General features: G+C 71.2%; 13 protein-coding genes. 5 read left to right on the top strand and 8 right to left on the bottom strand.

What is annotated here, in order from left to right; genetic code table 11:
* Positions 1-261: 261 nt before the first annotated feature.
* From ACFPZN_RS23050 to ACFPZN_RS23030, 5 genes are all read right to left on the bottom strand, one after another.
* Positions 262-2,925, bottom strand: a complete 2,664-nt coding sequence (locus ACFPZN_RS23050) for an FtsX-like permease family protein (RefSeq protein ID WP_378284165.1) — start codon at positions 2,923-2,925, stop codon at positions 262-264.
* Positions 2,922-3,614 carry an ABC transporter ATP-binding protein gene (locus tag ACFPZN_RS23045; RefSeq protein ID WP_378284164.1) on the bottom strand — a complete coding sequence of 231 codons (693 nt, stop codon included), beginning with the start codon at positions 3,612-3,614 and terminating at the stop codon, positions 2,922-2,924. The genes ACFPZN_RS23050 and ACFPZN_RS23045 overlap by 4 nt, the downstream gene beginning before the upstream one ends.
* Positions 3,611-4,306 (bottom strand): ABC transporter ATP-binding protein, encoded by a 696-nt coding sequence (locus ACFPZN_RS23040; RefSeq protein WP_378284163.1) that lies wholly within the window; start codon positions 4,304-4,306, stop codon positions 3,611-3,613. The genes ACFPZN_RS23045 and ACFPZN_RS23040 overlap by 4 nt, the downstream gene beginning before the upstream one ends.
* Positions 4,303-4,782 carry a hypothetical protein gene (locus ACFPZN_RS23035; RefSeq protein WP_378284162.1) on the bottom strand — a complete coding sequence of 160 codons (480 nt, stop codon included), beginning with the start codon at positions 4,780-4,782 and terminating at the stop codon, positions 4,303-4,305. The genes ACFPZN_RS23040 and ACFPZN_RS23035 overlap by 4 nt, the downstream gene beginning before the upstream one ends.
* 372 nt (positions 4,783-5,154) lie before the next feature.
* Positions 5,155-6,465 (bottom strand): HAMP domain-containing sensor histidine kinase, encoded by a 1,311-nt coding sequence (locus ACFPZN_RS23030; RefSeq protein WP_378284161.1) that lies wholly within the window; start codon positions 6,463-6,465, stop codon positions 5,155-5,157.
* Between the two features lie 67 nt (positions 6,466-6,532).
* Between ACFPZN_RS23030 and ACFPZN_RS23025 the strand changes: the two genes are divergently transcribed.
* The 4 genes from ACFPZN_RS23025 to ACFPZN_RS23010 all read left to right on the top strand — a co-directional run bounded on the left by ACFPZN_RS23025 (position 6,533) and on the right by ACFPZN_RS23010 (position 10,255).
* Positions 6,533-7,225, top strand: coding sequence for a response regulator transcription factor (locus ACFPZN_RS23025; protein ID WP_378284160.1), 693 nt, complete (start codon positions 6,533-6,535; stop codon positions 7,223-7,225).
* 327 nt (positions 7,226-7,552) lie between these two features.
* Entirely contained in the window at positions 7,553-8,188 is a 636-nt protein-coding gene (locus tag ACFPZN_RS23020) for a DedA family protein (RefSeq protein WP_378284159.1), read from the top strand.
* 201 nt (positions 8,189-8,389) lie between these two features.
* Positions 8,390-9,514 (top strand): AbrB family transcriptional regulator, encoded by a 1,125-nt coding sequence (locus ACFPZN_RS23015; protein WP_378284189.1) that lies wholly within the window; start codon positions 8,390-8,392, stop codon positions 9,512-9,514.
* A 339-nt stretch (positions 9,515-9,853) separates the two neighbouring features.
* Positions 9,854-10,255, top strand: a complete 402-nt coding sequence (locus ACFPZN_RS23010) for a hypothetical protein (protein WP_378284158.1) — start codon at positions 9,854-9,856, stop codon at positions 10,253-10,255.
* A gap of 78 nt (positions 10,256-10,333) precedes the next feature.
* Here ACFPZN_RS23010 and ACFPZN_RS23005 read toward each other — a convergent pair whose 3' ends face one another.
* Positions 10,334-11,446, bottom strand: a complete 1,113-nt coding sequence (locus tag ACFPZN_RS23005; RefSeq protein ID WP_378284157.1) for an alpha/beta hydrolase family protein — start codon at positions 11,444-11,446, stop codon at positions 10,334-10,336.
* A 283-nt stretch (positions 11,447-11,729) separates the two neighbouring features.
* Between ACFPZN_RS23005 and ACFPZN_RS23000 the strand changes: the two genes are divergently transcribed.
* Positions 11,730-12,089: a hypothetical protein gene (locus tag ACFPZN_RS23000; RefSeq protein WP_378284156.1), complete on the top strand. Its 360-nt coding sequence runs from the start codon at positions 11,730-11,732 to the stop codon at positions 12,087-12,089.
* Here the strand turns inward: ACFPZN_RS23000 and ACFPZN_RS22995 are convergent.
* Both ACFPZN_RS22995 and ACFPZN_RS22990 read right to left on the bottom strand, forming a co-directional pair.
* Positions 12,086-13,015 (bottom strand): fumarylacetoacetate hydrolase family protein, encoded by a 930-nt coding sequence (locus ACFPZN_RS22995; RefSeq protein ID WP_378284155.1) that lies wholly within the window; start codon positions 13,013-13,015, stop codon positions 12,086-12,088. The genes ACFPZN_RS23000 and ACFPZN_RS22995 overlap by 4 nt on opposite strands.
* The gene (locus ACFPZN_RS22990) at positions 13,012-13,602 is read right to left on the bottom strand and encodes a VOC family protein (protein WP_378284154.1); all 591 of its coding nucleotides are present in this window, start codon (positions 13,600-13,602) and stop codon (positions 13,012-13,014) included. The genes ACFPZN_RS22995 and ACFPZN_RS22990 overlap by 4 nt, the downstream gene beginning before the upstream one ends.
* Positions 13,603-13,719 lie beyond the last annotated feature (117 nt).

Genomic DNA, 13,719 nt, shown 5'->3' with positions numbered 1-13,719 from the left:
CTTGGGTCTCGGCGACCCGGCCACACCGTTCCCCGCCCCTTCGCCGACCTCCTGTGTTCACCCGGAGCGCGGGGCGGGGCGGGGCCGAGGACGAAGGGGATCCGGCCCGGCGGATCGTGGAGGGCCTACGCCGCCGCCTTGGACGGCGCCCCACGGCGGGAGACAACACCGTTGCCTGGCGGCTGGCGTCGTCGAGCTGTTGAACGAGCGGTTCGGGTTGCTGGTCGAAGATCAGCACGCTTGCCGATCTGCTCGCGTGATTCAGGAGTACCTTCGCAGGTCCTCGGTGGAGGAGAGGCGGCGGGCGGCGTGCAGGGTGAGGGCTCCGGCGCCGATCAGCGCGGCCAGGGCCAGGGCCCCGAGGGCGGTCAGGTAGCCCCAGGGGATGGCGGGGGCGGCGGGTGGCGGGTCGAACACCCCGGTCAGCAGCTTGATCAGCATGGTGGACAGGAGCCATCCGAATGAGGCGCCGAGGGCGGCGGCGCCGAGGGCGAGGGCGGTGATCTCGGGCCAGACGAAGGCTCCGAGCTGTCGGGGCCGGGCGCCGAGGGCCCGGATCAGGGCGAAGGTGCGGCGGCGCTCGGTGAAGCCGAGGCCGAGCAGCAGCCCGGTCGAGGCGATGGTGAGGGCCAGGGCGTAGCCGAGTTCGATGCGGGTCAGGCCGTTCAGGTCCACGGCGGTCAGGCTGGTGCCCACCACGTGCCGGGCGGAGTTGATGTCGGTCACCTGTGCCCCTGGGCCCAGATTCTTCCGCAGTGCCGACGCGACCTGGCCCGGGGAGTGCCCGGGGGTGGAGACCAGGAACGAGCCCACGGTGTCGCTGCCGGTCTGGGAGGCGATGTAGTCGGCGTTGGCGACGATGAAGCTGTCGCGGGGGGCGGTGGGGAACTCCTTGACGATGCCCGCGTAGTGGAAGGCGACCGTGCGGTACTGCTTGGTGCGGCCGTTCTGGAGGCGCAGGCGGAGCAGGTCTCCTGGGTGCAGTTGGAAGTCGTGGACGGTTTCCTGGCTGACCAGGACCGCGTCGGGTGTCCTGGCGAGCCTTGCGAGCAGCGAGCGGGCGGTGCCGCCGCTGAAGTAGGCGTCGGGCAGGTTGACGGCCGTGCGCATGCTCGACGGGTGAATCCCGTACAGGTCCTGCAGGTCGGCGCCCACGTAGGCGAAGCGGTGCTGGAGCGGCTCCACGCGTGAGGCGCCGGGCACGGCGGCGATCCGGTGCTGCTCGGAGGGCGGTACGTAGGCGCCGGGGGATTCGGTGACGGTCACGTCGGCGCCGTTGGTGAGCTGGGCGTCCACGGACGCCTGGGTGCGGTAGGTGGCGGCGAAGACCGAGGTGGAGACGGCGAACATCATGGTGAGCGCGGCCAGCGCCACGGTGCGGGCGATCGGCCCGCGCTGCCGCGACAGGGAGGCGGCGACGGTGTCGGACAGGCTTCCGGCGAACGGCCGGGCGAGGCGGCGGACGAGGGGCCGTCCGCGTCCCAGCAGGGCGTGGGTGAGCCGCAGGCACAGCAGCCCGGCGGCGATCCAGGCCAGGGCGGGGGCGGCGAAGGCCCAGTAGCTGACCGAGAGGGTGGGCAGTCCTTCGGGTACCAGCACGATCTTGTACCCGTTCCTGCCGGCGGCCCAGAACACCAAGGCCGCGGCGAGGGCGAACCAGGCGTCCAGCCACCAGCGCATCCACAGGGGCGCGCTGCGGGCGGGCCCGACGGCGCGGCTCGCGGTGGTGACGGTGAGCTGCCGGGCGTCGCGGGCGGCCGGGGCCAGGACCGCGGCGGCGGCGATGGCCAGCCCTGTCGCGGCGGCGCCGCCCCACCACAGGGCGGTGGCCGTCGGGGCGGCGCCGAAGCCCGCCGTGCCGAAGGTGATCCAGCCGGTGAGCGCGGCGAGCCCGAGCCCGGCCAGGGCCCCGGCGGCGCCGACGATGGCGGCTTCGGCGCCGGCCAGGGTGAGCAGGTGGCGCAGCGTCGCGCCGCGGGTGCGCAGCAGGGCCTGTTCGGCGCGGCGGCGGGGGGCGCCGGACGCGCTGACGAAGGCGGTGATCAGTCCGGCGAGGATGGCTCCCGGCGCGCCCAGGAAGAGGAAGAGCGCCTGGGCGTAGAGGGCGTCCTCGCGTGCCGCGCCCAGAGCGGCGCCGAGGTTGTCGCCCACCCGGCCGACGCCCGCGAGGCGAACCTCCAGATTGCGGGCGTGACCGGTGACGGAGCTGTAGGCGGCGGCGGGGTCGGCGGGCAGGCGGTGGTCCAGCCGTACGTGGAACTGGGTGCGGACCTGGTCGGGCCGGGCTGCCGCGACCGGGTTGAACAGCCGGTGCCATTGGGCCGACGGCAGCAGCAGCACGTTGTCGGGGGGAGCCGAGGGCTGGGCGCCGGGCGGGGCGCCGACCGTCTGGAACAGCGAGTCGGCGGCCGGGAGGTCGACCACACCCGCCACGGTGACCTTGGCGTCGGGCCGGCCCGCCCGGTGGACGGTCACGCTGGAGCCGGGGGCGGCGTGCAGGTTGGCCGCGGTCTGCTGCGCCAGCAGGACGCCGTCGGTCCCGCCCGCGCCCAGCAGGGGCCGCAGCTCGCCGGGGAAGGTGGCGGCGTAGCCGGAGGGCAGCCCGAGCACCTGCCCGGCGCCTGTGGTCAGGGTCTGGCCGGAGGCCCGCACCTGGAACCCGGGGGTGGCGGCGAAGTCGACCCGCTGCCACTGCTTGACGCGCGGGTCGGTGCGCAGCGTCCCGGCGATGCCCGGGTCGCCCTGCACCTGCCAGTCCACCGGGACCCGGTCGATGGAGCGGTGCGTCATGGTCGACTTGGCCGCTGCCAGGAACGTGCCGAGGGACGCCAGCAGCGCGACCGCCGCGGCGATGGCGGCCGCGGTCGCCGCGAGCCTGGCGGTACGGCGCGCCACGAGCCCGCGCGACCAGAGCAGGGTGATCATGCTGTCACCTCGTTCAGGGTGCCGTCCCGCATCTCCCAGCACCGGTCGAGGCGCTCGGCCATCCGGGGGTCGTGGGTGGCCAGCAGCAGGGTGGCGCCGAGTTCGCCGGCGGCGCGGACGAGCAGGTCGACCACGGCCAGGGCGTGGCGGGTGTCCAGCCGCCCGGTCGGTTCGTCGGCGGCGATCAGCCGCGGTGCGGGCGCCAGCGCCCGGGCCACGGCGACGCGCTGCGCCTGGCCGCCCGACAGCTCCTCGGGGAGCCGCTGGGCCAGCTCGGCGATCTCCGCCTGCTCCAGTGCGGCGCGGGCCCGCGTGACGGCCTCGCCGTAGGGGCGGTCGGCCAGCAGCAGGGGGAGCGCGACGTTCTCCAGCACGTCCAGCGCGGGCAGCAGGCTCGCCCCTTGGAACACCAGGCCCACCTCGCCTGGATGGTCGAGGGGGTTCCCGCCGAACTCGGGCCAGCGGACCTCGCCCGCGGTCGGCTTGTCGAGGCCGGCGATCAGATGCAGCAGGGTGGTCTTGCCCGATCCGGAGGGCCCGGTGATCGCGATCCGGTCGCCCTGCAGGACCGTGCAGCCGACCTCGTGGAGGGCGACCATGGCGGCCCGCCCGCGCCCGAACGTTCGGGCGACCTGGCGCAACTCCACCAAGGGCGTTTCGACCGGCTGCCTTCCCGCCAGGTGCGTCATCGCCGCGGCTCCCCGGAGGTCATGATCCGGCCATCGCGCAGGTGGACGGTGCGGTCGGCGGCCAGGGCCACGGCCGGGCTGTGGGAGGCGACGACCACGCCGACGCCCGACTCGGCCAAGCCGCTCAGCAGGGCCAGGACCTCGCTCTCGGTGTGCGCGTCCAGTTCCCCTGTGGGCTCGTCGGCCAGCACCACCGGGGGACGGGTGGCCAGCGCGACGGCCAGCGCGGCGCGGGCGGCCTCCCCACCCGACAGCGCGGCGGGCTCGGCCCCGCCCCGGGCCGTCAGCCCCAGCTCTCTCAGCAGTTCCTCGCGCCAGGCCCGGTCGGGCCTGGCGCCGATGCGCTGGGCCAGGTCGATGTTGCGCCGGACGGTGAGGTGGTCGATGAGGTTCCCGGTCTGCGTCACGACCCCGACCAGGCGTGCGCGCAGTCGCGCCCGTTCCCGTTCGGGCCGGTGGCTGATCGGGGTGCCGTCGAGCCGGACCGTGCCACCGTCGGGCTCGTCCAGCCCCGCCAGGCACGACATCAGGGTGGACTTGCCGGAGCCCGAGGGGCCGGTGACGGCGATGAACCCTCCGGCCTCCAGCGTCAGGGAGACGCCGCGCAGGGCGATCGTCTCCTCGCCCTCGGCGGCCCGGTAGAAGCGGTAGAGCTCGTCGGCCTCCAGGACCGTGGCGGCCACTGGAGTCATGGCAGCCACCGGAACGAGTCCGACACGGTGTGCCAGGGGTCGACGTTGTCGGCTCCCACCGGCCCGCCCAGCGTCAGGACGGCCTCGTGCCCGGCCCGGTAGAACTCATACCGCTCGAACCGGTCGCGGACGACCTTGCCGGTGACGGGATCGGCCGGGCTGTCGGCGTCGTAGACGATCCGGACGGCCTGGCCGCCGCCCCGCGAGATCATCTCCACGCCGCGCAAGGCGAACTTGGCCGTCGTGGACTGGAGCGCGGGCACCTCTGTGGCGCGGGTCGAGGCGATCGTGGGGGCGGTGCGCGCCGGAACCACCTCGACGCGGATGGTGTTGAGCTTGTCGGTCAGGCTCGCCCCCGTCGGCAGATCCGACCGGGCCCACCCCTCGGGAACCTTCACCTGGTAACCGTGCGCCCGGTAGGCCACGAACTGGGTGTTGTCGGGGATGTCGCCCGGCGGGTTGGACTCGGTCGGCACCGGTCCCGGACGCGACCCGGACGAGGCCGACGGTGGCGCGGCCCCGCCCCCGGACGGCGCGGACTGGGGCGACGACCCACACCCGCCGACGACGGCCCCACTGAGGGTGAGTGCCCCGACAACCGCCAGGGTGTAGGGGAGGACATTCATGCGCCTGCCTCCTGCTCTCCTTAGGCGCCAGTGAATGCCCACCGTAGAAAGCCCCTGGTGAGCGATGGATTAGTGGCGGGTTACCGCCCCGCTTACCTCCTTCCTGTCTCGTCCATTTGTCTGGGAGCCCGCCACAAGTTCACCCGCACCCTCGCGATCGAGTGGGCCCACCCGGCACTCGGCCTGGACAGTCGGCCACGCATCACCCGCCTGGCACCGGGATCATGTGTACGCCTCGCTCGCGGAGCCGGGCAGCAGCAGGGTGAAGGTGGTGGGCGCCGAGCCGCGCAGTACCAGCCGTCCTCCCTCGGCCTCGGCCAGCGACCTGGCCAGGGCGAGGCCGATGCCGTGCCCTTCGCCTCCGGCGGAGCGCCGTTCGAAGACCGACTCGGCGTCGAGGGGGCCGGTGCCCTCGTCGGTGACGTCGATGGCCAGGGCCCCGCCGATGTCGGAGGCCAGCACGGTGATCCGGCCTCGGCCGTGCCGGGTGGCGTTGTCCACCAGCACCTCCAGGATGTGCTGGACCGCCGACGCGGCGGCCGCGACCTCCGGTAGCGGCTCCTCGGCCTCGACCGTCAGCGGACGCCCCTCGGCCGCCAAGCGTCCGTGCCATTGCGCCTCAAGGTCGGCCAGCAATCCCGCGACATCGAGAGGGCCGCGCTCGGGACCGGCGTCGCGGGCCAGCAGCAGCAGATCGTCGATGATCTCCTCCAGGCGCCGGCCGCGCTCCAGCGCGGTGCGCAGGGCGGCCGAGTGGTCCGCGCCGGGCCGCTGCAGGGCGCCCTCCAGCCCCAGCAGCAAACCCGTCAGCGGCGTCCGCAACTGGTGTGAGACGTCGGCGCTGAACGCCCGTTCCCGGTCGAGCATCTGCCCGAGCCGCCGCCCGGTCGCCTCCAGCGCCACGCCGGCCGTGTCGGCCTCCCGGATCCCCGAATGCCGGGTCCGGACGCTGAAATCGCCCTCGCCGAGCGCCTGCGCCGCCTGGGTGAGACGCTCCAGTGGAGTGGCGAGCCGGCTGGCCTGGCGTCGTGCCAGCCCCACCGCCAGGGCCAGCACCGCAACGGCCAGGCCGGCCATGGTCAGCCAGGCGCGTTCGACGCGGTCGTGGACCTTGTCGACGGGCATGCTCACCCGCACGGCCAGCGCCACCCCTTGGTCGGAGGGGACCGGTGCCACCACCGCCAGGTCCACGCCCTCGACGGCTTCATGCAGCCGGCCGTCGGCGGCGTGAGTGGCCAGCGCTGAGCCCACCGGGCCGCTTCCGGCCAGCCGCTGCCCGCCCGTGCGGTAGACCCCCACATCCAGTCCCGATCGCAGCCCTGCGGGCGGCCGCACGGAACGGGGCCGGCTCAGCACGTCATCGGGCGTCGCCGCTGCGACCACGGTCGCGTCGCGCTCCAACTCGGTGACCGCCTCGTTGCGGTAGAGCCGCTGCACGGCGACGCCCAGCGGCAAGGCGAACAACATGATCGTCACGGCGGCGATGCCCGCGATCGCCACGAGCAACCGCCGCCTCAGGGGCGTGGACTCCATCTCCCCAGCCTTCCACCGCCTTCGCACCGAACCCGGCGTTGACCCGGTGCCGTCTACGATCGAGGGCATGCTGACGGCATTCGTGCTGGTCATCGAGGACGACCCGACCATCGGGGAGGAGCTCGTCGAGGCGTTGACCGGGCAGGGCTACCAATCGGAATGGGCTACCACCGGAGCCCAGGCCCTGGAGTACGTGCAGGAGAGAGCACCCGACCTGGTCCTGCTCGACCTCGGCCTGCCCGACATGGACGGCGTGGTGCTGTGCCGACGCCTGCGCTCGATCTCCCGCGAGACGGTGATCGTCGTCCTGACCGCACGCACCCGGGAGTTCGAAGTGATCGTCGCGCTGGACGCGGGCGCCGACGACTACCTCACCAAACCCTTCCGGCTCACCGAACTGATGGCCCGGCTGCGCGCCCACCTGCGGCGCAGCGCCGCCCAGCCCGATGAAGACCGCTACCTGACGGTCGGCCGCCTGCGCTTGGACCTGGCCGCCCGGCGCGCGACGATCGCCGACACCGAAATCTCCCTGCGTCCCAAAGAGTTCGATCTGCTCGCCTACCTGGCCGGCCGCGCCGGACAGGTCGTGACGCGCGAAGACCTGATCGACGAAGTCTGGGACATCAACTGGTTCGGCCCCACCAAGACCCTCGACGTGCACGTCTCGGCACTGCGCCGGAAACTCGCCCAGCACGGTGACAACCCCCGCCGCATCACCACGCTGCGCGGCCGCGGCTACCGCTACGAGATCGAACCGTAGGTAAACCTCATGCTTACCTTCGCTTAGCCGGCGTTAAGGCATTCGTCCATAGCCTTCCGGAGAACCCAAGGTCAAGACCATCGCTGGAAGGAAGGTGAACCGGGAGTTGTGCGGGCCCCGCGCCGGGGCGCCGTCGGCGGTCACCGTTCTGGTCCTCAGCAGCCGGCCCCGGATCGCGCTCTGCGCCAAAGGGGGCCGGCACATTGGTCGCTGCTCCTCGCCGACGGGCCTGCGGCGCCTTCCCGGACTTCCGGTGCACTCCCGGTGGCCCCAGCCATGAACCCTGACCCGCCCGCCGACACCGACCGCTGACCCGAGGAGCCGTCCATGTCCGTGCTCGCAGCCGTGAACCCGCTGGACGCCGGCTCGCTACTGGCCACCTTCGGCACGGTCGGAATCGCCGCGGTGCTGTTCGCCGAAACCGGGCTCCTGGTGGGCTTCTTCCTGCCAGGCGACTCGCTGCTGTTCACCGCGGGCCTGCTGTGCACGGTGCACGGGGCCGACCGGCTCTCGCTGCCCTGGGTCCTGCTGGCCTCGGCCATCGGGGCACTGGTGGGAGCCCAGTGCGGCTTCCTCCTGGGGCGCCGTGGCGGCGCGGCCCTGCTCGCCCGCACCCGGAACGATCACCTGCTGCGCGGCGCGGTACGAGCTGAAGAGATCCTCGCCCGCTACGGCCACGGCAAAGCCATCGTTCTGGCGCGATTCGTGCCGGTCATCCGCACCGTCCTCAACCCCCTCGCCGGGGCGGTCGGAGTGCCCGCCCGGACGTTCGCGATCTGGCAGATCGCAGGCGGCCTGATCTGGACTACGGGGCTGGTGGTCGCCGGCTACCTCCTGGGTTCCACGGTCCCGAACATCGACCACTACCTGCTGCCCGCCATAGCGGTGATCGTGGCTTTGTCCCTCCTGCCCTTCGCCTCCAAGGCCCTTCGGTTGCGGCGCCAAACGAGTTCAGACCAGTGACAGCACCAGGGGCCGGGAAGGCGGGTCGGTTCGGCCCTAAAGGTGGCAGACCACCGCGTCCGGGCCGACCGAGTTCGGCGGCGAAAACGTACCGGCGCCCTTGAGGACCTCATCGGCCCGATTTACGCTTCCGCGCCCTGCGTTTGCGACACGGTTACTCGGTTTAGTTTTCCGCTAACCCGGCCTTCATACCCTCTTGACATGCGATTTCATCAACGTCTCGGCGGTCGCGCATGGCGGCGGGTCCTCGGACCGCCGGCCTGGGCTGCGGTTCTGTCGGTCATGGTGGGGGCGGGGGAACTGGGCGAGTCGGCCATACCCTCATCGCACATGCTGGTGCCGTTGCTGGGCGGGCTGGTGGCGGCGACCACGGGACTGGTGCGCCAACGTCCGCCGGCACTGCTCAGCCGTGGTTCGCAGTCGCTGCTGGGCGTACTGATGGGGACCTACCTGAGCACGTCCGCGCTGGGCGGTGTGGCCGGTTCGGCCGCGCCTCTGATCGTGGTGACCGTGGCCACGCTCCTCATCTGCCAAGGGGCCGCCTGGGTCATGGTCCGGTTCAGCGGTGTGGACCGGGCCACCGCCACCCTCGGCATGATCGCCGGAGGATCGGCCGCCGCGGTGGCCTCCGCCGAAGATCTCGGCGCCGACAGCCGCGTGGTGGCGTTCATGCAGTACCTGAGGTTGGGCCTGGTCGTGGCGAGTACGCCGTTGCTGCTGAACTGGGTCCTTTCCCGGCCGCGGGACGGCGCGGGCCCCTCGGTCGCCGCCGGTCCCTGGCATCTGGTCAGCGGTCACGATCAGCCGGGCGGCCTGGTCACGCTCGCGATCGTCGCATCGGCGGGCCTGATGGCGGGGTCCCGAATGAGGCTGCCCAGTCCGGCCATGATGGGCCCGATGCTGGTCTCCGCAGCGCTCACCGCGACCGGCGCGGTGCACGGGTTCGCCCCCAGCGGGACGCTGCGGACCCTGCTGTTCACGATGATCGGGCTCGATGTCGGCCTGCGGTTCTCCCGCCAGACCCTGTGGCGGCTGCGCCGGATCCTTCCGCTCGCCCTGGTCGGCAGCGTGACCGTCAGTGCGGCCTGTGGAGCGTCGGCATGGGCCATCTCTGCCGTCACCCGCATACCGTTCGCTGACACCTACCTGGCCACGACGCCCGGCGGGATCAACGCGGTGGTGGCGACGGCCACCTCCACACATGCGAACCTGCCCCTGATCTCAAGCGTGCAGAGCCTTCGGCTCTTCGGGATGGCCTTCCTGGCCCCACTGCTGATCCGACTGACGCTCGGTAGACCATCGCGCGACCCGTCGGCGACGCCGTGACAGCGGCCCGGACCATCTCAGCGGAAACGGCCTCATACGTGGGCCTTGGACGACCCGATCATCGCCCAGATCGCCGCCGGCCACGCGCCAGGCGGCGAAGTGGTGCCGGGAAGCCGGCCGCTGTCGATGAGGTCCTGCCTGCGCCACACGTAGATGCGCCGCCTGCCTGCCCTCTCTTTCCTGTCCCGAACTGACGCATCTGCCAAAGCCCGTCGCCACCGAACGCCAGCGGCTCCGCCGAATCGCCCGCCGCACCGAGCCGCCCGCCACCTGGGCGCGGGCCGCGACTCCGACCGCCTGAGGCTGTTCACCGGCTTGGGCGCCGACGAGGTCGTGTCCTTGAACGGAGAGGACGCCGACATCGCCCACGGCCTCGGCAAGGCCGCAGCCGACTTCGACGTCGACTACCTGTGGGGGCGTCCGGCCGAGCAGGCGATGCCCGCCCTGGCCAAAGCCGGCACCGACCGGGCCAGGCGCCTGACCTGGATCCAGATCGGCTCCGTCGCCGGCCCCGACATCGACCTTCCGTCATACCTGCTACGAGCCGCGAACCTGCAGATCATGGGCAGCGGGCAGGGATCGATCACCACCGCAGGGTTCCTCGCCCAACTCCCCGCCCTGGCCACTCAGATCTCCAGCGGCGCCCTCACCATCGAACCACTACCAATGCCCCAGGCGAAGGTCGAACAGGGCTGGACCGCGCCCACCGGACCCGGCCGGCGCCTTGTCCTCACCACGTGAGATGTGGCTGATGTCGTTGTCGGTGGCCATCAGTGGCTCGGCCTGCCATGCCGGGCAGGATCGTCGGTCGCGTCTGAATCAGCTGCGACTGAGCCGGGCACGGAACCAGTCGCCGACGAACTCCGTGCGTTCGGCGGAATGGTTGTAGATGGTGTGCTCGCCGTCGTCCCAGACGCGCAGCGAGGACTGGGACGACAGCCCCAGGAACGCCTTCTGCTGGTCGAGCGTGATCAGGGGGTCGTCGGCGCCATGCAGCACCAGCAAGGCCGCTGACATCCGGTCGACGTAGGGGTCGAGCCAGAGCGTGCGAAAGATGGTCGCGACGTCCTCGTCGCTGCCGACGCCCAGGAGCGCCCGCGACTGCTCGCCGGCCGTGCGGAACGGTGCCGGCACCGGTCGTGCGGGCGCTCCGTTGACGCAGCAGGCACCGAAGCGGCTGTCGTGAACCGCGGCGCGCGCGGCCATCAGGCCTCCGAAGCTGTTTCCCCAAACGCCGAACGGGCCATCGAAACCGGTGCGCTTCTGCACGAGGTCGAGCGTTGCGCTGAAGGCACCGTCGGAGTGCTTGTCGAAATGAAGACCGTTGACGATTCGCGTCTCGCCCTGACCGGGGGCCTCGAGTAGCACGGTGGACATTCCGCGTCGGGCGAGCGCCTCGGCCTGGCGGTGGTAGGCCGGGCCCCATCCGCTCTGACCTCCCACGATGACGACCGTGGGTTCCGGACCCTCCGTCCTGGGGCGGACGAGCCAGGCGTTGCAGTGGCTTGTGCCGAACGGCACCGCTAGGCGTTCGACACGCAGGTCGGTGTCGAGTTCGGCCGCGTCCTGGTAGGCGCGGGAGAGTCGCTCGTACAGCGAACGCTTCTCGGCAGTGTCGTGGTTGTAGGCCATCTGTGCGAAGACCAGGGCTGCGGTCGCCCGACGGTAGCAGCTGACCGCGGTTTCGACGTCGCCTCGCGCGGCGGCCGCTTGCGCCCGCTCGAGCTGGGTGTCGGCCAGCAGGGCCGCGGCCTCGTCCCAGGCCTGGGACGCCGGGGCGCCGGTCAGCTCGGTGGCGTCCCAATGATCCATGCCGTAGTCCAGCATTCGTGTCAGGGGCATGGATCGGAGCAGAGCGGCGCGCTGCTTGGCCGCGTCCTCCATCTCATCAGGGGTGCCCATCAGGACGTCATCCGGCTCGGTGACACGCACGAAAACTCCTAGGGTTGGCGAGGAATAGCATGTGCTCCGTTGCATCGGCGGAGCAGCGCATCGACGCGCTGCGCTTCCGCTCGACCTCCAAGGGCCGGCGACCTATGCCGACTAGCCGAAGCTGTTGCCAGCCGAGCTCGATCCTGTACGAAACCATCGTCGGCGGCCGCCGGTCTTCGCAGGCGGGACTGGCACGGACGGTCGAGGGACGAGGCTGCCTGGGAGTCGCTCCAACGTGGTCATGCGCTGCAGGCCGCTGGTGCGCCCTGCACTACGAGCGGGAGTGCCGGACGGGGCGCGCGAGAATGCGATCCTGGCCGTCGCGGCGCAGCGGGACGCCGACTTCGAGCGGTTCGCTCACGAGCCCATCGCCCGTTCGGTCGGCTTGACCGGAGGGCAGCTCTTCGACATCCGCGTCGGCGATTGCTCTCTGAACGCCCATGAGGCCCTTGTGGCGGACGCCGTGCGCAGGGCGGACGACGGGGACCTGCCGGTCCTGACATTCGACGAGCTCCACCGCACCATCGGCCTCGCGCGGCTGTTCGAGCTCACCACCTTGGTGGGGCACTACATCCTCCTCGCGCTCCAACTGCGCGTCCTCCAAGCCCCCGCTCGCGGCCAGGTCGAGCCGAGCCACCACTAGGGACGGTCCAGCGGATGCACAGGGTCGGCGTCGACGATCGTGTTGCGCAGGCTTCCGAGTCCTTCGATGGTCGCGACCACCTCGTCACCCGGCTTCAGCCACGGGTACTTCTCCTCGCCGTGCGTCCGCGACAGCTCGAGGATGCATCCTGTGCCGCACGTGCCCGAGCCGATGACATCCCCCGGCCGGACCTCGGTTCCGCGTGCGGCGTACGCGACCATCTGCGGGAAGGACCAGTGGACATCGGACCAGTTCGCCTCGGCGTACAGACGCCCGTTGACCGTCAGGGTCATGGCGCGGTCGAAGCCGGTGGCGGTGGCGTACGGGGCGAGCTCGTCCTTTGTCACCAGGTACGGGCCTAGGCCTGTCGCGGTGTCCTTGCCCTTGACCGGGCCCAGTGACAACGTCATCTCGCGATGCTGAACGTCACGGCCGCTCCAGTCGTTCAGCACGCAATAGCCGATGATGTGGTCCTCGGCCTCCTCGACGGTGAGATTCGAACCAGCCTTGCCGACGATGGCGGCCACCTCCAGTTCGAAGTCGAACTTCGACGCTCCCGGGGGCATCGGAATGTCACCGTCCGCCCGGAAGGCGTAGGGGTTCGAGAAGTAGAAGACGGGGATCTGGTACCACGTCGGGTCCATCTCCAGTCCGCGCCAGGCCCTGCCCGCGCGAACGTGCTGCTCGAACGCATAGAAATCACGGAAGGTAGGTGGGGTTGCGAGCGGCGAGAGGATCTGCGTCTCCGCCGGGTCGACCTCCTCACCGGCCTTCTCGGCCGCGCGGCCTGCGTCCAGGAGCGCGCTTTCGCCGGACTCGATCAGCGGGAGCAGGTCTTCGACGCCGGCGAGGACGCGGAAGCGGTCCCTTACAACGACTGCCACCTGGATCCGGTCGTCAGGACCGGAGAATCGGACGAACTTCACTTGGTTGTCTCCAATGTGGTGACGACATCGATCTGGCCTGCCTGGTCACGTGTCCAACGCACGTAGCTCTCCTCGGTGAAGCCGCTCGCACCGAACTTCTCGACCGAGGCACGGATGGCGTCCATCAGCTGGTCTGCCGGGGTCTCGATGTCGATGTTCTCGATGAACGGCTGGCGCGCGACGAGCCCTGTCCGCCAGTAGACCTCGGCCCGGTTGCCTTCCGGGTCGAAGAAGTACACCCCGACGGCATTGCCGTGAGACACGATCATGTCGAACGTCGCCCCATACTCCTTCAACTGGCGGTACAGGCCGACAACGTCCTCGAAGGTCTCACAGCGGAAGGAGATCTGCTGGAGAAGCAGGCCGTCCGGAGCGACGTCACGCCCCTTCGCCAGCAGGAGTTCGTGGTGCTCGGCGTCAGGACGAGCGGAGAGGAAGTAGTTGCCGAGGGCGGGGTCGCGATCGGTGACGACCAGTCCCAGGACCTCGGTGTAGAACTCGAGTTGCTTCTCTACGTCGAAGCATCGAAGGCCGACGTGGCCGAGTTCGGCGACCTTCCGCCGGACGGAGCTTGCGGTCTTGTTCATGCCACTGGCGTCCTTCCGCCATCGATCCTGCTGGTGCGCTGGGTGCTACGGCGATGGGCCGGTCGGGCTGGCGAGCTGAACCTCAGAACGCTGCGGCTCGGCATTGCCGGTACGCCA

The sequence above is a fragment of the Actinomadura rugatobispora genome (assembly GCF_042656285.1).
In the GTDB taxonomy this organism is placed as follows: domain Bacteria; phylum Actinomycetota; class Actinomycetes; order Streptosporangiales; family Streptosporangiaceae; genus Spirillospora; species Spirillospora rugatobispora.
Note: the sequence above shows the minus strand (reverse complement) of the source record. Positions and strands in the feature narration are given on the sequence as shown.

What these genes read in the sequence shown, in the direction of transcription:
- ACFPZN_RS23050 (WP_378284165.1), bottom strand. Translation starts at nt 2,925, where the DNA reads ATGATCACCCTGCTCTGGTCGCGCGGGCTCGTGGCGCGCCGTACCGCC.
- ACFPZN_RS23045 (WP_378284164.1), bottom strand. Translation starts at nt 3,614, where the DNA reads ATGACGCACCTGGCGGGAAGGCAGCCGGTCGAAACGCCCTTGGTGGAG.
- ACFPZN_RS23040 (WP_378284163.1), bottom strand. Translation starts at nt 4,306, where the DNA reads ATGACTCCAGTGGCCGCCACGGTCCTGGAGGCCGACGAGCTCTACCGC.
- ACFPZN_RS23030 (WP_378284161.1), bottom strand. Translation starts at nt 6,465, where the DNA reads ATGGAGTCCACGCCCCTGAGGCGGCGGTTGCTCGTGGCGATCGCGGGC.
- ACFPZN_RS23025 (WP_378284160.1), top strand. Translation starts at nt 6,533, where the DNA reads ATGCTGACGGCATTCGTGCTGGTCATCGAGGACGACCCGACCATCGGG.
- ACFPZN_RS23020 (WP_378284159.1), top strand. Translation starts at nt 7,553, where the DNA reads ATGTCCGTGCTCGCAGCCGTGAACCCGCTGGACGCCGGCTCGCTACTG.
- ACFPZN_RS23015 (WP_378284189.1), top strand. Translation starts at nt 8,390, where the DNA reads ATGCGATTTCATCAACGTCTCGGCGGTCGCGCATGGCGGCGGGTCCTC.
- ACFPZN_RS22990 (WP_378284154.1), bottom strand. Translation starts at nt 13,602, where the DNA reads ATGAACAAGACCGCAAGCTCCGTCCGGCGGAAGGTCGCCGAACTCGGC.